Annotated in this window: 15 protein-coding genes; 6 read left to right on the plus strand and 9 right to left on the minus strand. The window is 63.8% G+C overall.

Annotated features, from left to right (window positions below; translation table 11 throughout):
* Positions 1–209: 209 nt before the first annotated feature.
* Both QQL24_RS22160 and QQL24_RS22165 read right to left on the minus strand, forming a co-directional pair.
* Entirely contained in the window at positions 210–1,790 is a 1,581-nt protein-coding gene (locus QQL24_RS22160; RefSeq protein ID WP_284314470.1) for an alkaline phosphatase D family protein, read from the minus strand.
* A gap of 207 nt (positions 1,791–1,997) precedes the next feature.
* Positions 1,998–2,831, minus strand: coding sequence for an oxidoreductase (locus QQL24_RS22165; RefSeq protein WP_284314471.1), 834 nt, complete (start codon positions 2,829–2,831; stop codon positions 1,998–2,000).
* Between the two features lie 106 nt (positions 2,832–2,937).
* Here QQL24_RS22165 and QQL24_RS22170 point away from each other — a divergent pair, with 106 nt between their 5' ends.
* The 4 genes from QQL24_RS22170 to QQL24_RS22185 all read left to right on the plus strand — a co-directional run bounded on the left by QQL24_RS22170 (position 2,938) and on the right by QQL24_RS22185 (position 7,688).
* Positions 2,938–3,867, plus strand: coding sequence for a LysR family transcriptional regulator (locus tag QQL24_RS22170; protein WP_284314472.1), 930 nt, complete (start codon positions 2,938–2,940; stop codon positions 3,865–3,867).
* An 86-nt stretch (positions 3,868–3,953) separates the two neighbouring features.
* A complete protein-coding gene (locus QQL24_RS22175) occupies positions 3,954–5,474 on the plus strand; it encodes a sugar ABC transporter ATP-binding protein (protein WP_284314473.1) in 1,521 nt (506 codons plus the stop codon).
* Between the two features lie 29 nt (positions 5,475–5,503).
* On the plus strand, positions 5,504–6,547 hold the full coding sequence (locus tag QQL24_RS22180) for an ABC transporter permease (RefSeq protein ID WP_284314489.1): 1,044 nt from the start codon (positions 5,504–5,506) through the stop codon (positions 6,545–6,547).
* Positions 6,548–6,578: 31 nt separating this feature from the next.
* Positions 6,579–7,688: an ABC transporter substrate-binding protein gene (locus tag QQL24_RS22185; protein ID WP_284314474.1), complete on the plus strand. Its 1,110-nt coding sequence runs from the start codon at positions 6,579–6,581 to the stop codon at positions 7,686–7,688.
* 336 nt (positions 7,689–8,024) lie between these two features.
* On the opposite strand, the gene QQL24_RS22190 is transcribed toward QQL24_RS22185, so the two are convergent.
* The 6 genes from QQL24_RS22190 to QQL24_RS22215 form a co-directional block, all read right to left on the minus strand.
* Positions 8,025–9,314 (minus strand): cystathionine gamma-synthase family protein, encoded by a 1,290-nt coding sequence (locus QQL24_RS22190; protein WP_284314475.1) that lies wholly within the window; start codon positions 9,312–9,314, stop codon positions 8,025–8,027.
* 2 nt (positions 9,315–9,316) lie between these two features.
* The gene (locus QQL24_RS22195; protein ID WP_284314476.1) at positions 9,317–9,913 is read right to left on the minus strand and encodes a YdeI/OmpD-associated family protein; all 597 of its coding nucleotides are present in this window, start codon (positions 9,911–9,913) and stop codon (positions 9,317–9,319) included.
* Positions 9,900–10,268, minus strand: a complete 369-nt coding sequence (locus QQL24_RS22200; protein ID WP_284314477.1) for a nuclear transport factor 2 family protein — start codon at positions 10,266–10,268, stop codon at positions 9,900–9,902. Before QQL24_RS22200 ends, QQL24_RS22195 begins: the two co-directional genes overlap by 14 nt.
* Before the next feature lie 9 nt (positions 10,269–10,277).
* The gene (locus tag QQL24_RS22205) at positions 10,278–10,637 is read right to left on the minus strand and encodes an MmcQ/YjbR family DNA-binding protein (protein ID WP_284314478.1); all 360 of its coding nucleotides are present in this window, start codon (positions 10,635–10,637) and stop codon (positions 10,278–10,280) included.
* Positions 10,634–12,760 carry a molybdopterin-containing oxidoreductase family protein gene (locus tag QQL24_RS22210; RefSeq protein ID WP_284314479.1) on the minus strand — a complete coding sequence of 709 codons (2,127 nt, stop codon included), beginning with the start codon at positions 12,758–12,760 and terminating at the stop codon, positions 10,634–10,636. Before QQL24_RS22210 ends, QQL24_RS22205 begins: the two co-directional genes overlap by 4 nt.
* A gap of 127 nt (positions 12,761–12,887) precedes the next feature.
* A complete protein-coding gene (locus QQL24_RS22215) occupies positions 12,888–13,361 on the minus strand; it encodes a peroxiredoxin (RefSeq protein ID WP_284314480.1) in 474 nt (157 codons plus the stop codon).
* 292 nt (positions 13,362–13,653) lie between these two features.
* On the opposite strand from QQL24_RS22215, the gene QQL24_RS22220 reads away from it, so the two are divergent.
* Positions 13,654–17,124 (plus strand): YhdP family protein, encoded by a 3,471-nt coding sequence (locus QQL24_RS22220; RefSeq protein ID WP_284314481.1) that lies wholly within the window; start codon positions 13,654–13,656, stop codon positions 17,122–17,124.
* Positions 17,125–17,352: 228 nt separating this feature from the next.
* On the opposite strand, the gene QQL24_RS22225 is transcribed toward QQL24_RS22220, so the two are convergent.
* Positions 17,353–18,183 carry a class I SAM-dependent methyltransferase gene (locus tag QQL24_RS22225; RefSeq protein ID WP_284314482.1) on the minus strand — a complete coding sequence of 277 codons (831 nt, stop codon included), beginning with the start codon at positions 18,181–18,183 and terminating at the stop codon, positions 17,353–17,355.
* A 712-nt stretch (positions 18,184–18,895) separates the two neighbouring features.
* Between QQL24_RS22225 and QQL24_RS22230 the strand changes: the two genes are divergently transcribed.
* Positions 18,896–19,210, plus strand: a complete 315-nt coding sequence (locus QQL24_RS22230; RefSeq protein ID WP_284314483.1) for a hypothetical protein — start codon at positions 18,896–18,898, stop codon at positions 19,208–19,210.
* Positions 19,211–19,270: the final 60 nt, after the last annotated feature.

Genomic DNA, 19,270 nt, shown 5'->3' on the forward strand with positions numbered 1-19,270 from the left:
TGGCCGATTCAGGGATGGAAGCGCCACTCTACCCCTTCCGACCTCACTGCGTTCGGCCACCTTCCCCGTAGTCGGGGAAGGATAGTCGCACCTCTTCTTGCTAAGTCGAGATGTGTGAATCCCACAGCCGCAGTCGGGGAAGGATAGTCGCGCCTTTTGACATGGCATGACCCCCGCCCCATCCTGGGGCGAGGAAAAGTTCCGCAATCTCAGCCCAGTTTCGGCTCGAGATCGACGGACCACAGCGCCGTGTCGGCGACGTCGCGCAGGGTGACGGTCATCACGCGGGTGTCAGCGGCGATGGCGACGTGGCCGAAGAACTGCAGGCCGGCGGCCGGGGAGAGGTTGGCCTGGCCGGCGTCCGGCGCCTTCACATATTTCAGCTCGGGGCCGAAGGTCATGTCGAGGTCGTTAGGCCCGAAAGTGCCGGCGTTGAGCGGGCCGGAGACGAATTCCCAGAACGGATCGAAGTCCTGGAAGGCCGCCTTGTCGGGATTGTAGTAATGGGCGGCGGTGTAGTGGACGTCAGCCGTCAGCCACACCGTGTTCTTCACGCCCGCCGCCTTGATGAAGCGCAACAAGTCGGCGAATTCCAGCTCGCGGCCGAGGGGCTTGCCGCCATTGTTGTTCGAGACGGCTTCGAAGCCCTTCTTCTTGTCGGCATCGTTCCACACCACCAGCGAGAGCGGCATGTCGGCGGCGATCACCTTCCAGGTCGCCCGGGAGTTGGCAAGCTCGCGCCTGAGCCAGGCGAGCTGCTCGGCGCCAAGGAAGGCAGCTTCGCCCCCTTCAGTGGTCTGCAGATTGTCGCTGTTCGGGCCGCGATAGGTGCGCATGTCGAGCATGAAGACGTCGAGCAGCGGTCCATAGGCGATCTTGCGATAGACGCGGCGCGGCTCGGCCATGGTGGTGGCAACAGGCATATATTCGTGGAAGGCCTGGGCGGCGCGGGAGGCGATCAGCTCGATCGACTTCTCCTTGTAACGGTCGTCATGCGACAGGTCCTTGGAGGACGACCAGTTGTTCATGACCTCATGATCGTCCCACTGGGTGAAAACAGGCACCTGCCTGTAGAGCGACTGGAAGTTCGCATCCATGAGATTGTACTTGTACTGGCCGCGGAACTCGTCGAGCGTTTCGGCGACCTTCGACTTCTCGGGCGTGACGATATTCTTCCACATCGTGCCGTCGGGCAGCTTCACTTCGGTCTTGAGCGGGCCGTCTGCATAGATGTTGTCGCCCGAATGGATGAAGAAGTCGGGATCATGCCTGAGGATGGAGGCATAGATCTTCATGCCGCCGGCATCGGGATTGATGCCCCAGCCCTGGCCGACCGTGTCGCCCGACCAGACGAAGGACACGTCGCGCAGGCCAGCGGGCGCCGAGCGCAGATGGCCGGCCACGAGCTCGCTCTCGACATTGACGTCTGCGAGATTCTGGAAGCGGACGCGATAGAAGATCTCCTGGTCGAGCGGCAGGCCCTCGGCGAGGATCTTGGCGGTGTAGTCGGTCTCCGGCGTGGCGGCGACGGCCGGCAGGCGGTTCACCGTCTTGAAGCTCTCGGTGGTCGACCATTCGAAGATGGCATTGGATGGACGGTCGGTGCGCGACCAGAACACCGCCCGGCCGGCATAGACGTCGCCCGACTGCAGGCCGCCGGTGACCACGGGGCGGTCGGCGGCGCGGGAGAGGCCCGGCATGGCGAAGCTGCCGGCGGCGCCCAGAAGACCGGTGGTGGCGCTGCTGGCCAGGAACCGGCGGCGGGACAGGGGTTTGTCAAAGATGCGCATGGTGGCTCTCCCGTTTCGAATCGGGCGGAGTTTTAGACAACCAGATGACAGCGGCGTGTCTCCTTCTTGGAGCTTTTGTAAATTGTGCCGTGTGGATCTTACCTGCCGAGGGTAGTGACGATAACGGACTCCGACGGCGAACGGCCAGACCTCTGGGGCAGGGGCTCAGAGGCCATAAGTCTGGCGACATCTGGCTGCGAGGAACGATCACCCATCGATCCGCGTGTCCAGGCCCACCTTTTCCCAGGCCGCGAGATCGGCCAGCAGGGCTTCCGCGTGACTGCGCACGGCGGTGACCGAGTCCTCGCCAAGCTGGAGGCGCAGCGGCGTCTTCTCCGCCCTTAGGGCCATGTCGATGGCCGCTGCGGCCTTCAAGGGATCGCCGGGCTGGGTCTCGTGCATGCCGGTGGTGAAGTCCCGCACCGGTTTCAGGCCTTCCTCATAGGGCGGCAGTACTGGCATGTGGCGCAGCGCATTGCCGGCGAAGCCGGTGCGGAAGGCGCCGGGCTCGACGATCATCACCTTGACGCCGAAGGGAGCCAGCTCCAGCGCCAGGGCCTCGGACAGGCCTTCCAGGGCGAATTTGCTGGCGGAATAGGCGCCATAGCCACCATAGGAGAGCTGGCCGCCGAGGCTGGAGATATTGACGATGGTGCCGCTCCCCTGCCGTCGCAGCAGAGGCAGGACAGCCTGCGTCACCGCCACCGCGCCGAAGAAGTTGGTTTCCATTAGGGCGCGCAGCTCGGTGTCCGGCGTCTCCTCGACCGCGCCCACAATGCCGTAGCCGGCATTGTTGATCAGCACGTCGATGCGCCCGAAGCGGGCCTTTGCGGCCTCGACTGCCGCCGCGATGCTGGCCTTGTCGTTGACGTCGAGGGCGGTGGTGAGAACCTGCGCCGGAACCTCGGCCTGCAATGCGGCGAGCTTCGCCGGATCTCGCGCGGTCGCCACGACATTGTAGCCCTTGGAGAGGGCGTAGCGGGCGAAGCTGAGGCCGAACCCGGAGGAGGCGCCGGTGATGAACCAGGTGGTGGACGACATGATCGTGCTCCGTCTTTGGTCATGAGGACATGACGGGAAGATCGCACCGCCTGCATAAGATGATAAGATCGCTCAGTTCGTATTGGTTATGCGATTTGGTGCATGAATGGATCGCGATCTCCTCATCCATCTGCCGGTGGTCCTGGCCGTCGCCCGCTGCGGCGGGTTCGCGCCCGCGGCGGCCGATCTCGGCATGAGCCCATCGGCCGTCAGCCACGCCGTGCGCGCCGTCGAGGACAGGTTGGACACGCCGCTCTTCGCCCGCACCACGCGCAGCGTTGCCCTTACGGAGGCAGGCCGGGCCTTCATCGCCGATATCGGCCCGGCCTTCACTGAGATCGGGGAAGCGGTGGAACGGCTGCGCGCGGCGAGGGGCCGCGTCACCGGCGTGCTCCGCCTCAACGTGCCGCGCGTCGCCCTGCAAATCGCCATCACACCTGTGCTGACGGAACTCGCCCGCCGCCATCCTGGGCTGGTGGTGGAGATCTTCAGCGACGACAGCCTCACCGATATTGTGGCGGGCGGCTTTGATGCCGGCGTGCGCCTCGGCGGCATGATCGCGCAGGACATGGTGGCGCTCCGCCTTACGCCGCCCTTCAAGGCCGTGCTGGTGGCCGCGCCCTCCTATGTCGAGGCGCGTGGCGTGCCGCTGACGATTGGCGATCTCGCCGCTCATAACTGCATCGGCTTCCGTCTCCTGACCTCGGGCGGCCTCTATGCCTGGGAATTGCAGGAGGCGGGGGAGGATGTCGCCGTCAGCGTCGGTGGCAGCGTGCGGGTCACCGATCCCACCTATGCGAAAGAACTCGCTCTGGCAGGGACGGGCATCGCTTATGTCTTCGAGCCCCTGGTGCGCCGTGAACTGGAGGAGGGGCGCCTCCATTGGCTGCTGCCGGAAAACGCCATCGAGGAGCCCGGGCTGTTCCTCTATTATCCCCAGCGCACCGCACGGGCTCCGAAGCTGCGCGCCTTCATAGAGACTGTCCGGGACGTGCTCGGGCCGACAATTCCTCCGACCATTGTGAAGTCTTCTTGACAACGCCGCGCGTAATCGGGGACAAAGCTTCTCAGGTCAAGATTCAACATAAAACGATTAATCCCACCTGATCGGGAGGTAACGGGATGGCTGACGCCGGATTGCTCCGGTTTGAAGACTTGGCCAAATCCTTCGGCGGCACGCGTGCTCTCAAGGGGGTGAGCTTCGATGTCGCCAGTGGCGAGATCGTCGCTCTGCTGGGCGAAAATGGCGCTGGCAAATCCACCCTGATCAAGATTCTCGGCGGTATCGTCCGGGCTGACAGCGGCAGCGTCAGCATCGATGGCGAACCCTATCGTCACCGCGCCCATGCCAGGGCCGAGCGCCAGAGCGTCGCCTTCGTCCACCAGGATCTCGGCCTGGTGGAATGGATGACGGTGGCCGAGAACATGAGCCTACCGCAGGGCTTTGCCGGCAAGGCCTGGTCCGGCAAGCTCGGCCTGATCGACTGGCGTGCGGCGGAGGAGCAGGCGCGCGAGGCGCTCAAGCTGGTCGGCTGTGATATCGCCCCCACCACGCGCGTGCACAATCTCAGCCGCACCGAGAAATCGCTCGTCGCCATCGCGCGGGCGCTGGTGGTGGAATGCGATTTCCTCGTATTGGACGAGCCGACCGCCAGCCTTCCGGCGGATGAGGTCGAGCGTCTGTTCGACGCCATCCGACATCTCAAGGCGCGTGGCGTCGGCATGATCTACGTCTCCCATCGGCTCGACGAGATCTTCCGCATCGCCGACCGGGTAGTGGTGATGCGGGACGGGCTGAAGGTCGGCGAGCGCCCGATCGCCGAGACCAATCCGGATGAACTTGTCGGCCTGATCGTCGGACGCTCCAATCTCGACCTCTTCAAGAAGGCCTCGGCGCAGGCCGGCCCCCTGCGCGTCGCGGTGAAGGAGGTCTCGACCGCCGGTGCCGGCCCGATCAGCTTCGAGGTCCGCCAGGGCGAGTTGCTGGGCCTCGTCGGCCTGCGCGGTGCAGGCCAGGAGGAGATCGGCCGGGCGTTGTTCGGCGTTGTGCCGCATGAGGGCGAGATCACCCTGGATGGTAAGCGGCCGGATCTTTCTTCGCCCCGGGCGGCGCTGCAATCGGGCATCGGGCTGATGGCGCGTGACCGGATGGAGGAATCGCTGGCACCGGCCCTCAGCGTGCGCGAGAACGCCTTCCTCAATCCACGTGCCAGCGGTCGCGGCCTTCTCTCCTTCCTTTCGCCACGCAGGGAAGCACGGAGCGCTGTCGAACTCGGCGCCTCCGTTGGCCTGCGCCCCAACGATCCCGATCTGCCCATCGAAGGCTTGTCCGGCGGCAACCAGCAGAAGGTGGTGGTCGGCCGCTGGCTCGCCACCGGACGCAAGCTGCTGGTGGCGGAGGACCCGACGGCCGGCGTCGATGTCGGCGCCAAGGCGGAGATCTACCGCCTGATCGCCCGCGCCCTCGAACAGGGCCTTGCGGTCATCGCGGTCTCCACGGATTTCGAGGAGATCGCCCATATCTGCCACCGGGCGCTGGTGTTCAACCGCGGCCGGATCATCGCCGAACTTCAGGGTGACGCCTTGACAACCGAGGCGGTCATCACGGCCGCCTCGGCTTCAGAAGCGGTAATGGCCTCGTAGATTCCGCTCATGGAGGGCGCCGTATGTCGATGAACTCGATCAAGTCCGACGCTCTGGAACCAACCAAGGCGGAACTTGAGCAGTTGAGCTTCGGTGAGAGGCTGGCGCGCCGGCTGCCGGTCTACGGCCTTCCCATCCTGGCGCTTTTCCTGGCCGTCCTGTTCTCGCTGCTGCTGCCGCAGACCTTCCCGACCATGCTGAACCTGCGCTCGATCGTCTCCGACAAGGCGATCATCGCGCTCCTGTCGCTGGCGGCGATGATCCCGATGGCCGCCGGGAAGATCGACCTCACCGTGGGCTACGCCATCGTGATCTGGCACATCCTCGCCATCAGCCTGCAGACTATGCTCGGCGTGCCCTGGGAGGTGGCCGTGCTGATCGTGCTGGTGCTGGGCGCCCTGGTCGGCTTCATCAACGGCATGCTGGTCGAGGTCGCGCGTATCGACAGCTTCATCGCCACGCTCGGCACCGGTACGGTGCTCTACGCCATCGCACTCTGGCACACCGGCGGACGGCAGGTGGTGGCGCAGCTGCCGCAAGGCTTTCTTGCCCTCAACGGCACCATGGTGTTCGGCCTGCCGATCACCGGCTTCTATGTGATCATCCTCGCCTTCTGCCTCTGGCTCGTGCTCGAGCATCTGCCGATCGGCCGCTACGTCTATACGATCGGCGCCAATCCGAAGGCCGCCGCGCTGAACGGCATTCCGGTGCGCCGCTACACCATCGGCGCCTTCGTCGCTTCCGGCGTGCTGACGGCAGTGGCGGGTGTGCTGCTCGCCTCCAAGCTGCGTATTGGCCAGGCGAGCGTCGGCCTTGAATACCTGCTGCCGGCCCTTGTCGGCGCTTTTCTCGGCTCCACCACCATCAAGCCCGGCCGCGTCAATGTCTGGGGCACGCTGGTGGGTGTCGCCATCCTCGCCATCGGCATTGCCGGCATCCAGCAGTTCGGCGGCTCCTTCTGGGTCGAGCCGATGTTCAACGGCGTCACCCTGCTGATCGCCATCGGCATCGCCGGCTATGCGCAACGCCGCCGTGGCAGCGCCATCAAGCCCCTCAAAAAGACGGACGCATGAGCGATCCGTCACAACCCCCGGAGGAAAGCCCATGTTGAGACGAAATAGCTGGATGGCCGCCGCCAGTGTCCTGGCGTTGCTCGCGCTGCCGACGATAGCCCGCGCCGACGCCTTCGTCGACGAGGCGAAGGCGGTGGTCGCCAAGGCCTCGCAGCGCGTCGACAAATGGGACGGGCCGACGACGGGACCGAAATCCGTGGGCAAGAAGACGATCGTCTATGTCGCCGGCGACATGCGCAATGGCGGCATCCTCGGCGTGGCGCAGGGCGTGAAGGAAGCGGCCGGCGTGATCGGCTGGGATTATCGCGAGATCGACGGGCAGGGCACCGTTTCAGGCCAGTCGACGGCGCTGAGCCAGGCGATTGCGCTCAAGCCGGACGCCATCATCATCGGCGGCAGCGATGCGCTGGAACAGAAGGCGGGCATCGAGGATGCAGCCAAGCAGGGTATCAAGCTGGTGGGCTGGCATTCCGGTCCGAAGCCGGGGCCGCTGGACGGCGTGCCGATCTTCGCCAATGTCACTACGGACTCGATGGAGGTTGCCAAGGTGGCGGCCATGAAGGCCATCGCCGATTCTGACGGCAAGGCGGGCGTGGTGATCTTTGCTGATAGCACCTATGCCATCGCCATCGCCAAGGGCCGCGCCATGGAGGCGGTGATCAAGCAATGCGCCGGCTGCTCCGTGCTGGCCTTCGAGGATACGCCCCTCGCCGACGTCTCCACCCGCATTCCGCAGCTGACCACCACGCTCCTGCAGCAGAACGGCGCAAAATGGGGCTATTCGCTCGCCATCAACGACCTCTATTACGACTTCATGCCGCCCTCCCTGGCAGCGGCGGGTATTGCGGGTGACGGCGATCCGCAAAACATCTCGGCCGGCGACGGCTCCGAGTCGGCCTATCAGCGCATCCGCGCCAAGGACCATCAGGCCGCCACAGTGCCGGAACCCCTGTCCATGCAGGGCTGGCAGTTGGTCGACGAGCTCAATCGCGCCTTTGCCGGCGAGAAATGGTCAGGCTATGTCCCCGGCGTACATCTGGTGACGCCCGACAACATCGCCTATGACGGCGGCCCGAAGAACGTCTTCGATCCTGACAATGGCTATCGCGACGCCTACAAGAAGATCTGGACGGGGATGTAGGGCGGACTCTTGAGAGTGATGTGCGGACAATCCTTCCTTCGTTGCGGCAAGGCTGTCCGGAAAATGCAGCGCGCGGAAAGCCTCCCCCACGAAGCTGGGGGAGGTGGGCCGGCGAAGCCGGCTCGGAGGGGGTGTGGTCAGGATAAGGGAATGGAAGCGCCACTCAACGGGCACTGAGTTTCCTGAGCCTCACTCCGCCCACACCCCCCCGTCATTGCTTCGCAATGCCCAGCCCACACAATTGTGTGGGCGATACCCCCAGCTTCGTGGGGGAGGCTAACCGCACCCTTCCCGGACAGCCCTGCGGTTGCGGGGAAGGTGGACCGCCTTGAACGACTAAGCCCCCGCCGCCTCCAACGCCTGTCCCAAATCCACGATCAGATCCTCTGCATTCTCGATGCCGACGCTGAGGCGGATGGTACTATCGCTGACGCCGAGCCGAGCGCGTAATTCGGCCGGCACGCCAGAATGGGTGGTGGAGGCAGGGTGGCTCGCGAGCGACTCCGTGCCGCCCAGGCTCACCGCGAGCTTGAACACACGCAGGGCGTTCAACATGCGGAAGGCTTCGGCCTGGCCACCCTTGATCTCGAGGCTGAAGGTGGAGCCGGCGCCGGTGCATTGCCGGTCGAACACGGCGCGGGCAGGGCTGCCCTCGGGCAGACGATGCAGCGCATGCACGGCCTCGACCTTCAGATGGGCGGAAAGGAAATCGGCCACTTCGACGGCGTTGCGCGCCGCCGCCTGCATACGCAGGGACAGGGTCTCGAGCGAGCGGCCCAGCATCCAGCAGGTGTGCGGATCAAGCTGCGTGCCGATGGCGCTGCGCAGCGCCCGGACCGGCTTCAGCATCGCCTTGCTGCCGATCGCCGCGCCGGCGATCAGGTCGCTATGGCCGCCGATATATTTGGTGGCGGAGTAGACGACGATATCGACGCCATGAGCGAGGGGGCGCTGGAAGGCCGGGCCAAGCAGCGTGTTGTCGCAGATGATCACCGGCCGCGCACCCTGCCGTTCGGCGATATGATCAGCCACCGCGCTGATCAGCGCGAAGTCCACCAGCGTGTTGACCGGGTTGGAGGGCGTCTCGATCAGGATGACGCTCACGCGGCCGCGGTTCACGGCGCGATCGGCAGCCTCGCCGATTTCCTTGGCATGGAGACCGTCGACGAAACCCTCATGGCCGATGCCGAAATCGGCCAGCGTGCGGGCGAGCAGCGTCTCCGTGCCGCCGTAGAGCGGCTGGCTGTGCAGCACTACGTCACCGGGCCTGGCATAGGCCAGCAGGGCCATCGAGATCGCCGCCATGCCGGAGGAGAACAGCAGCGCCGCCTCGCCCTGTTCGAAAATCGCGAGGCGATCCTCGACGATCTCGGTGTTGGGATGGTTGAAGCGCGAATAGACCAGGCCAGTGCTGCTGCCCTCGGGCGGCGTGCGGCGGCCGGAGGTGTAGTCGAAGAAGTCGCGGCCATCCTCGGCAGACTGGAACACGAAGGTCGAGGTCAGGAACACCGGCGGCTTCACCGAGCCTTCGGAGAGGGCGGGATCATAGCCGTAGCCGAGCATCAGCGTCTCGGGATGCAGCGGATGGTTGTTCAGCGTTGCCTTGTGGCTACGATCGGTGGCCATGGTCAGCCCTTCTTTTGTGGGTGGATCGTTTCCTTGCGCTCCAGCATGGCGATGAATTCCGCCAGCTTTCGCGCCCGTGTTTCCGGTTTCTTGGCATTGTGCAGGCGATGCAGGATCGCATAGCGATTAACGCTGCTGAGGGTTTCGAAGAAGCGGGCCGCGTCGGTATTATCGGCGAGAGCGGCCGCGAGGTCCTCGGGGATCTCGGCCTTGCTCTGCGGCGCGTAGGCCTTCTCCCAGCGCCCGTCCGCCTTGGCCTTGTCGATCTGCGCGAGCCCGGCCGGCCGCATGCGGCCTTCCTCGACCAGAACAAGGGCGCGCTTGCGATTGTTTTCCGACCAGATGCTTGCAGGTTTGCGCGGCGTGAAGCGAGTGAGGAAATACTCCTCGTCGAAACTTTCGAGCTGGCCGTCGATCCAGCCATGGCAGAGGGCGATATCGATGGCATCAGGCTTGGAGACAGTCGTCGCCTTGCAGCCTTTCTTGGCGAATTTCAGCCATAGCCCGAGGCTCTCCGCCGGCTGAAAGGCAAGCCATTCCTCAAATTTCGCCGCCGTGGCGAAAGCCAGGATCGGCAGGTCTGTCTTAGCTGGAACCAAGGCGCGGCATTCCCATCTTGAACCAGGCCCGGGCGATCTTGTCGCCTTCTACCTGGTAAATGGCGATCACATCGAGTGTGCCAAGCCCGTCGGGGAAATTGCGCGTGACGATTTCGCGATCGACCACGAGGTTGCCCACCGACATTCGGGCGATCAGCTCTCCATGCAGGTCGGGTTCTTGGAAGCGGATGAGATGACGGGCACGAATTTCGGCGGCACCCGCTGCCAGCAGGGTCGAGGAATGTTCGAAGATCTCGGCGCCTTCATGCCAGAAAGCCATGAAGGCTTCGATGTCGCGGGCATTGTAGGCGGCAAGCTGGCCGGCGATCACGGCTTCGGCAGCGAGACTATCCATGATTGGTTCCTATAAAGGCAGACCGAGTTCCGCACGCTTCTTCTTCGAAAGGCCGTGCGAGACGATGCGATGGGACTGGCGCAGATAATCCCGCAATTCGCCATCGCTTAATCCCGGTTTGGCATGGTGCTGGATCCATTTCAGGCCACGCGACGCAAGATAAGGAGCAGGCCGCAATCCAGGCTGTTCCTTGAGTACTTCGTAGGAGAGGTCGCTGACCTTGAAGCTAAAGCTCGGCTCATCGCTCTGCCAACCGCCAATGGCAAAGACCTTGCCTCCGACCTTCCAGACCTCTGAACCACCCCATTGCACGACATGGCTGGTGGCCTGAAGCGTGCCACAGAATGCGTTGAATTCCTCGTAGGTCATGTTTCCGACCGCTGTAGGGGCCAAGCTTCGAGCGCCTGAAGTTTGCGGATGGCGACCTTGTTGTCGTGGAAGGCGCCGCCGCCGACCGGCGCAGGGGCATCGGCGCCTGTCAGCGTGTTGATGCCTTTGCCGTCCTCGTAGGCGGAGTTGGGCCAAATCGATTCGGCGATCAGCACGCCCTTGCGCAGGCCCGGGAAGACTTTGGCATGCAGCTTCACCGCACCGCGCAGGCTGGAGATCTCGACCTTATCGCCCTCCGCGATGCCTTGTACCGCCGCATCGTCCGGATGGATCAACACCGTCGGCCGCTCCTCCTTGGCCAGCGAGGTCGGTGTTTCCGTGAAGCTGGAATTGAGGAAGTTGCGCGCCGGGCTGGTGGTCAGGCGGAAGGGGAAGGTCTCATCCGCCAGTTCGATCGACGTCCAATGGTCGGGAAATTCCGGCATGTCATGCACCGGGCCGAATTTGGCGGGCGAAGAATAGGGGTTTTTCGGCCAGTTGGCCTTCAAGCGAAACTTGCCGTCCGGCCAGCCGAAACCGTCGAGGAAATGCGCTTTCTTGAAGGGCTGCTGCACGTCGAGCCAGCGCTTTTCCTCGAGTTCGGCCAATGTGCCGTGCCCGGAGGCTTGCAGCGTGCGGTCGATCAACTCGCGCGGCTCCAGGGCGAAGGCCGGATGCTCGGCGCCGACGCGGGTCGCGAGCGCGGTGATCACGTCATGGTTGTTGCGGCACTCGCCCGGCGGCTCGATCAGCTTCGGGCCCAGCAGGATGTGCTGCTGGCCACCGGCCTGGTAGACATCGTCATGCTCGACGAACATGGTCGCCGGCAGGATGATGTCGGCCATTTTCGCCGTGTCCGTCATCACCTGCTCATGCACCACGGTGAAGAGGTCCTCGCGCGCAAAGCCTTGTTTGACCAGGGTCTGGTCCGGCGCGACGGAGAGCGGATTGGTGTTCTGGATCAGCAGCATCTTCACCGGCGGGCCGTCCCACAAAGCTTCCGCATCGCCAGTGAGGATGGGGCCTATGCGCGACTGGTCGAGCTGGCGCACCTTGGGATCGCGTACATCGAGGCCCTCGATCAGGTTCTTGCGCCAGCCGAACATGCCGGAATTGGAATGCAGCGCGCCGCCGCCTTCATGCTGCCAGGCACCCATCACCACGGGAATGGCGCTTACGGCATGCATCGAGGCAGAGCCGTTGCGTGAGCGTGCAAAGCCGTAGCCTAGGCGGAAGAAGGTCTTGGGACGCTCGCCCAGCAGCTTTGCGAAGGCCTCGATCTCGGCCACCGGCACGCCGGTGATATCAGAGGCCCATTCGGGCGTGCGCGTGGCGAGATGGGCTTCGAACTCGCGGGGATGATCGGCGAATTTCTCGAGATAAGGCCAGTCCGCATGGCCGTCGCGGAAGAGCACATGCATGAGGGCGCAGGCGAGCGCGCCGTCCGTGCCGGGCTTGAGGATGATCTTGACGTCGGCCTGTTGCATGGTGGCGTTGTCGTAGACATCAACCGCCACGATCTTGGTGCCGCGCTTCCTGCGGGCGCTGGCGGCGTGGGTCATGACGTTGACCTGCGTCACCACCGCATTGGTGCCCCACAGCACGATGCAATCCGACTGCGACATTTCGCGCGGATCGGCGCCCGCCATGCGGCCATGCCCGGCGAGATAGCCTGCCCAGGACAGCGAGGTGCAGATGGTGGAGTACTGGCCCGAATAGCGCTTCACATTACGCAGGCGGTTGATGCTGTCGCGCATCACCAGGCCCATGGTGCCGGCATAGTAATAGGGCCAGACGCTCTCGGCGCCGAAATCGCGCTCGGCCGCCAGCATGGCCTCAGCCGTGCGGTCCAGCGCCTCGTCCCAGCCGATCCGCTTGTACTGGCCCGAACCCTTGGGGCCGGTGCGCATCAAAGGATGCAGCAGGCGGTCCTTGTGATGCACGCGCTCGGCATAGCGCGCGACCTTGGCGCAGATCACGCCCTTGGTGTAGCTGTTGTCATCAGCGCCGTAGACACGCCCGATCGTGTTGCGGTCGAGTACCTCCACTTCCAGCGCGCAGGTCGAGGGGCAGTCATGCGGGCAGGCAGAGGCCCTGCGGATCGGGCCGAGCGGTCTGTTCATGTCAAGCTCTTGATGTTGCGCGGCTAATCTACGGGCAGGGGCCGGCGAGCGCCAGTGCCGCGTGCGGCCATCGCGAGAATTGATGGATCCATTCGTCTTGGGAATGAGACGATAGGTGTCTCATCTGTCAGGCCGGCAGCGCTCTTGCCGCTTCCAGCACCTCGGCGACATGATTGGCGACGCGCACCTTCGACCAGGCCTGTGCGATGACGCCTTTGGTATCGATCAGCATCGTCGTGCGTTCAATGCCGAGATAGGTGCGTCCATACATGCTCTTCTCGCCCCACACGCCATAGGCGTTCAGCATGCCGAGCGTTTCGTCGGAGGCGATGGTGGTGCTGAGGCCGTGCTTGGAGACGAATTTCTGCTGCTTCCGGATCGGATCGTGCGACACACCGAGGAGCTCGGCGCCGACCGCGGCGAATGCCGCCTTGGAGCCGGAGAAGTCGATGGCCTCGCGCGTGCAGGCCTCCGTATCCGCCTTCGGGTAGAAGAAGATCACGAGCTTGCGGCCGTGGAAATCGGCAAGGCTGACGGTGCCTCCATCGGCCGTCGGCAGGCAAAAGGCGGGGGCGGCCTGTCCGGCCTGGAGCGGTTGCATATGCCTTCCTTTCGACAAAATGGCGGGTGAGAGGACAATCGTGTATGGGTCATGACAGGCACGGTCCAGACCGTTTGTGCCCTTGTGTTCATGCTTTAGTGTGCTCACGGTCTGGGACAGCGGTCTGTCCAGCGTATCGGCGGTTGGCGAGGCTTCAGGAAAGCTGCGTCATTTCAAATGTTTGCGTCTTCATCTTGCTGCAATTTCTCTTTAGGGCCAGATGGGATGAATGGTGGGTGCTCTTCGCGCGCTTGCGGGCGCGAAAGGGCGGGCGAAAGAGGCTGGCGAATCGTTGAGGCAAGGGAACGTCCAGAACGCGTTGCAGAAGCAGGCGCCGGAGGCTGAGAAGCCGGTGGATGAAGCTGCGGTCGTGGATCGTTCCGCGCCGGATCGGACCCACGCGATGGAAATGCCGCAGGAAAGCGCCGCCCGCGAAGAGCGCGTACGCTCGCTTCTGCGCTCCGGACGGCCCAGGCGGAGCCTCGGTTCGATCGTGGTGCGGCGATGCGTCTCGCTGATGCTGGGCTTTGCGCTGGTGCTCTGCGCCGTGGCGGGCGTGCTCTACTGGCGTCTTGCCAGCGAGCCGATGTCGATGCCCTTCATCACGCAGACCGTGCGCGATGCCATCGCCGCCAAGATGCCGCCGGGCTATCGCATCAACATCGCCAACGTCGCGCTGGAGCGCCGCGACAGCGGCATGACGGCGACCATCAGCGGCGTGACCATCCTCGACAACGCCGCCGAAGTCGCCTCGGCGCCGCGCATCGTGATTGGGCTCGACACGGCCTCGCTGCTGGCCGGCACGGTCGCGCCGCGTTCGATCGTGGTGGAGGGGGCGGCAGCGACAGCCTATATCAGCCGCGACGGCAAGTTCACCCTGCGCCCGGGGGTACAGACGGCCGAGCAGCCGATGGGCGAGGCGCTTTCGCCGGTCGCCGTGATCAATGCGCTCGATGCCGTCATCGCCTCCGCCGGCTCGGTGGATACCGTCGAGCTCAAGGACGCGACGCTCGCCATCCACGACCAGGCGCTCGGCCATGACATCACCCACCGCAACATCGATCTCACCATCCGGCGCACGGCGATGGCGGGCGGGCTTTCGGTTGCACTCGCTGCCGGCGGCGGCACCGTCAATGCCACCATCGCGGGCACCGGCGATGATCCTCGCACCATCGACGTCAAGGCCAGCAACCTCATCCTGAGGGAATTGGTGAGAACCTTCGCTCCGGGGGCGGAGGAAGTGGAGATAACCGCCTCCTTCGACGTTCTGGCTCGCGCGAGCATCGATGCGGACGGCACGCTGGAGATGGCGCAGGCCGAGGTCACCAGCAAAGGGGGTGTGTGGACGCTCGATCCGAAGGCCGACCCCTTCGTCTACGACAATGCCGGCATCAGCCTTCACTGGGACAAGCAGGCGCACCTCGTCCGGCTCGACAGCGCCATCGTCAAGGCCGGCGAGGGCGTCATTGATTTCAAGGGCACGATAGCTCCGCCATCCATCGAGGGCGCGCAGGTCTGGACCTACAACCTGGCCGCGCCCAATGTCCTGCTTGCCGGACGCCGCGCTGAGCAGCCGCCCCTCAAGGTCGATCTTATCAGCGCCGAGGGGCACTACGACCCCGCCACCAACCGTCTCAGCCTCGAAAAGGGTGGGGCGGTGGGGCCGACCATCGCCATGGATTTCACCGGCAATGTCGTCTTCGGCGGCAAGACACCTGCCATCGGGCTGCAGCTGAATGCCAAGGCCCTGCCGGCGGTGGCCATGACACGCGTCTGGCCGGTCTTCGCCTTGCCTTTGGCCAAGGCCTGGATGGAAGACCACATCAAGGGAGGCGTGCTCGACGGTGCCAGCCTGACGCTGACCATTCCGCGCGACGCCCTGGTGGCCGTCAATGGCAAGACGCCGCCCTTGCCCGACGAGGCGATGCACGGCGAGGCCACGATCTCCCAGGGCACGGTGCAAATTATCGATACGCTTCCTCCCGTCAGCGATGTCGAAGCCAAGGTCACCTTCAGCGGCCGCCGCCTCAATGTTGCCGTTGACAGTGCCAGCGTCGACACGGGCGACGGCGATGAGCTCTTGATCGAGAAGGGGTCCTACACGATCCCTGATTTCGCGCCCAAGCCGCCCGACCAGATCGTCAGCTTCTCGGTGAACGGTCCCTCGCGCGCCGTGGCCAAGCTCCTCACGCAGCCGCCCTTGTCTGACACGGTCAAGGGCCTGGCGATCGATCCCAACGGGGTTGGTGGTACCGCCGACCTCGACGTGAAGCTCGACATGCCGCTGGAGGACCATCCTCGGCCCGATGAAGTGCATTATTCGGTCACGGGCAGCGTGGAGGACATGTCGATGGACCATGTCTCCGGCGGCAAGCTCGAGGATGGCACCATGAAGCTGTCGATCGAACCGGGTCTGGTGCTGCTCACGGGCAAGGCGGTCTTTGGCGGCCTGCCAGCGACGATCGATATGCGCAAGGCCGCTGACCATGAGGCGCAGATGGCCCTCAACGTCACGCTCGACGATGCCACTCGCAAGAAGAAGGGGCTGGATTTCGGCGATGCGCTGAGCGGTCCCATCGTGGCGGATATTCATCCCTCCGCCAACGGCAGCGATCCGCACTACGACATCGATCTCGACCTCACGGCTGCACGCATCAAGGACTTGCTGCCCGGTTGGCAGAAGCCTGCCGGCAAGCCCGCGCGCGCCAGCTTCACCTGGAACCCCGCCGACAAGGGCGGGGGCGGGACGGTGGAGGATATTGTCGTTGACAACGGGTCGGTCTCCCTGCGCGGCAGCGTGGCGCTCACTGCAGACAACAAGCTGCGCAAGGCGGTGATGAACACCATCCGCCTGTCGCCGGGCGACGATTTCCAGGGCACGTTCGAACCTGCGGCCAATGGCTGGAAGGTCTATATCCGCGGCAATCAGCTCGACGCCCGCCCGCTGCTCTCCTCGTTGCAGAAGCGGGCCAAGGCCAACAATGCCAATGCCGGCTTCAGCGCCGATATCAAGATCGACAAGATCATCGGCTTCAACGACGAGACGCTCAGCAATTTCTCCCTGGCGCTGGAAAGCAAGGGCACCACCATCCGCAAGCTCGATCTCAAGGGCACCTCGGATAGCGGGGGGCAACTCATCGCCGACGTCAATACGGCCAGTGACGGCTCCAATGTCATAGATGCGCAGTCGACCGACGCAGGCGCCGTCATGCGCTTTCTGGACTATTACACCCATCTCAAGGGTGGCAGCCTCTCGGCCCGGGTGACGCCAGTGATCGACAATATGCGCGGCAATCTCATCATGCGCGACTTCGCCGTCGAGAACGAACCGGCGCTGGGCCAATACCGCACGACCTTGAGGAACTCCGGCAAGGCCTCCGCGGATCTCGCCGTGAACAGCAATTCGGCCAAGTTCACCAGGCTGCAACTCTCCTTCACGCGCACGGCCTCGCGGATCGGCATTCTGGACTCCGTGGTCTGGGGGCCGGATGTCGGCGTCAGCCTTTCCGGCGACATCGATTACGGCGCCGATCGCGTCGGCCTGATCGGCACCTTCGTGCCCGCCTATGCGCTCAACAATATCTTCGGCAAGATCCCGATCCTCGGAGAGATCCTGGCGGGCGGCAAATATGGCGGCGTGTTCGCCATCAACTTCAAGGTCGCCGGCAAGGCCAGCGCCCCTGTGCTGACAGTGAATCCGCTATCGGCCATCGCGCCCGGCTTCCTGCGCAAGATTTTCGAATTCCAGAAGCAGACCGACTGAGGCCGGTGCGAGCCGAGCGAAGCAAATCCTAAAGCATTTTGCGATCTGACGGAATCGTCAGGAATCGCAAAGACGCGTCGAAACGAAGAGTGAGAGCAAAGCAGCGTTTACTCTTAAACGCGCTTTGCTCAAGGTAACGCACGCTGGTCAACCACCCCTGGCTTCTTGCTCCGCTCGCAATGACGGTGCTTCCACCGCCTTCTTGGGCTTTGTTGTCGAGCCCGGCTGTCAGAACCGGAAGCGCAGCAGCCGGCCGACCTTGCCAAGCGCCGGGATGACCTGGAAGAGCCAGATGGCGGCGCGAGTGCCCTTCGTCATCCGGGCGATCTGGCGGGGGTCGTAGCCTTCGGGCGCATAGGCGTGCAGGTCCTGCATCAGCTTGAGGCGCGGAATGGCCTGTTCGATCGTATGGGGGTCCTCGAGGCTCCAATGCACCTTGGCGCCGCTGGCCCGCACGAAGGGCTGTTTGCGGATGATCCGCAGGCCCAGCCGGCTATAGGCATCGAAAGCAAGCTCCCCGCCGGGGAAATGCGCCGTGAGCTGGTCGAGCAATGGCAGCGTGGCATCAACAGGCAGATAGGGCGTCACCCCTTCCGCCAGGATGAGGGCAGGGCGGTTCGCCGGGATGCTCTGAAGCCAGCCGGACTCGGTCAGGGATGTTCCGATCAGCTGATAGCCCTCACGCATCGGATAGAGACGCCGTCGTAGCTCGATCACCTCGGGATAGTCGACATCGAACCAGCGCACACCCGGCGGTGGATCGACACGGAAGACCCGGCTGTCGAGCCCGCAACCGAGATGCAGCACGGTGCAACCGGGATGGAAGGTGAGGAACGCCTTGGTCCAGCGGTCCAGGATGTGGGCGCGCAGAGCCAGCGCGATCATGATGTCGCGGGTGACGTTCATGTGGCTGAAATCGTGATCGATGCGATCGACTGCAGCCGCCGCGAAGCGATCATGCAGGACCGAGTCGGGCAGGCGACTTTCCTCGGCCTTGCCATAGAGCGTGATGAGAAGGGTCTGCTTCTCTCCGGTCAACGAGACCTTTTCGGCTGTCATGGCGGCACTCAGGATAAGGACTGCGCCGGCGGTCCCCGATGAGAGACGTGCTCGAGCAGGGTGCCAGCCGCCGAGTCATACTCCCGAATTCGCTGGCTGCACCATGTTTCCTGAGGCCGCATGGCGAAGAGCGCTCGCATGTGCATGAGTGCATTCGCAATGTGCGTAATCGCATAGATCCGCTACCACCTCTGGCCTAGTGTCGCAGGGAAGGGGCATGCCTGGGGGTATCGTATCTGATACCAAAGGCGTGTTGCGATGTTCTAATATCAGGGTGTCTAAACCGGACGCGACGATATAATCTTTTGTCAACGGCTCGTCTGCACAGACAGCGTTGCGCCAGAACCGCGCCTCATATACGGGTATTTATGTACCGCGATGTGCGTTTTAGCACATCGCGAACATGTTGATTCAATTAAACCCTGTTCTATCAACGCAACAGAGTATATAGCGAGCGCCGCCGCACGATCAGCGCAGGTGTTTTGTTGATCTCACGGCGTTGCGCGGGGAGCGACGCCGGTGTTCTTGGCGCTTGGCCCCCGCCGTAAATGCATTCATCGAAGGTCTGGTTTTCCGCGGCGCGCGCGCTCGGTGAGCTTGTTGTGAGCAATTGTCGTAGGCAATTGTCGTCAGTTGAGACTGCCACCCGCGTGGTGCTGCCTCGGCGGGGGAAAGTAGTGCGTAAAGAGGGCAAGAATAACTGGAGAGGGTTATGATTTTCGTCTGGCCAGTCATCATGGCAGCGATCTTGGGGATCTTCTGCGGCCTGTGGGCGCCGTTACTGCTTTTCGTTTTTTTGGTTTTCGGGGTCGCGCTGGGCAGCACGGTTTCGATGGGCATCGCCGGCTTTGGCCTAGGCTGGCTGTTGCTGGAACTCTTTGCTGTGCTGACGGCGCTGGAGTTCGGCTATCTGATCGGCCTTTTCCTGCGGATCGAGCGGCCAGAGCCCACTGTTTCAGGATGGCAGCCTCCGGGGCGGACGGTGCCAGAAGCCACGCAGTTGTTGGTTCCAGACCAGGCCGCCTAGGCTTCTAGTGTCCCGATTCTGAAGTTTGAGCGATTTTATTTGTTCGCAGACAGAAACGCT

It is taken from the genome of Labrys miyagiensis (assembly GCF_030160835.1).
GTDB lineage: Bacteria > Pseudomonadota > Alphaproteobacteria > Rhizobiales > Labraceae > Labrys > Labrys miyagiensis.

Excerpts from the sequence above, each read along its gene's own strand:
- QQL24_RS22160 (WP_284314470.1), bottom strand. The coding sequence starts at position 1,790 with ATGCGCATCTTTGACAAACCCCTGTCCCGCCGCCGGTTCCTGGCCAGC.
- QQL24_RS22165 (WP_284314471.1), bottom strand. The coding sequence starts at position 2,831 with ATGTCGTCCACCACCTGGTTCATCACCGGCGCCTCCTCCGGGTTCGGC.
- QQL24_RS22210 (WP_284314479.1), bottom strand. The coding sequence starts at position 12,760 with ATGAACAGACCGCTCGGCCCGATCCGCAGGGCCTCTGCCTGCCCGCAT.
- QQL24_RS22185 (WP_284314474.1), top strand. The coding sequence starts at position 6,579 with ATGTTGAGACGAAATAGCTGGATGGCCGCCGCCAGTGTCCTGGCGTTG.
- QQL24_RS22230 (WP_284314483.1), top strand. The coding sequence starts at position 18,896 with ATGATTTTCGTCTGGCCAGTCATCATGGCAGCGATCTTGGGGATCTTC.
- QQL24_RS22225 (WP_284314482.1), bottom strand. The coding sequence starts at position 18,183 with ATGACAGCCGAAAAGGTCTCGTTGACCGGAGAGAAGCAGACCCTTCTC.
- QQL24_RS22190 (WP_284314475.1), bottom strand. The coding sequence starts at position 9,314 with ATGGCCACCGATCGTAGCCACAAGGCAACGCTGAACAACCATCCGCTG.
- QQL24_RS22200 (WP_284314477.1), bottom strand. The coding sequence starts at position 10,268 with ATGGATAGTCTCGCTGCCGAAGCCGTGATCGCCGGCCAGCTTGCCGCC.
- QQL24_RS22180 (WP_284314489.1), top strand. The coding sequence starts at position 5,504 with ATGAACTCGATCAAGTCCGACGCTCTGGAACCAACCAAGGCGGAACTT.
- QQL24_RS22175 (WP_284314473.1), top strand. The coding sequence starts at position 3,954 with ATGGCTGACGCCGGATTGCTCCGGTTTGAAGACTTGGCCAAATCCTTC.
- QQL24_RS22170 (WP_284314472.1), top strand. The coding sequence starts at position 2,938 with ATGGATCGCGATCTCCTCATCCATCTGCCGGTGGTCCTGGCCGTCGCC.
- QQL24_RS22215 (WP_284314480.1), bottom strand. The coding sequence starts at position 13,361 with ATGCAACCGCTCCAGGCCGGACAGGCCGCCCCCGCCTTTTGCCTGCCG.
- QQL24_RS22205 (WP_284314478.1), bottom strand. The coding sequence starts at position 10,637 with ATGACCTACGAGGAATTCAACGCATTCTGTGGCACGCTTCAGGCCACC.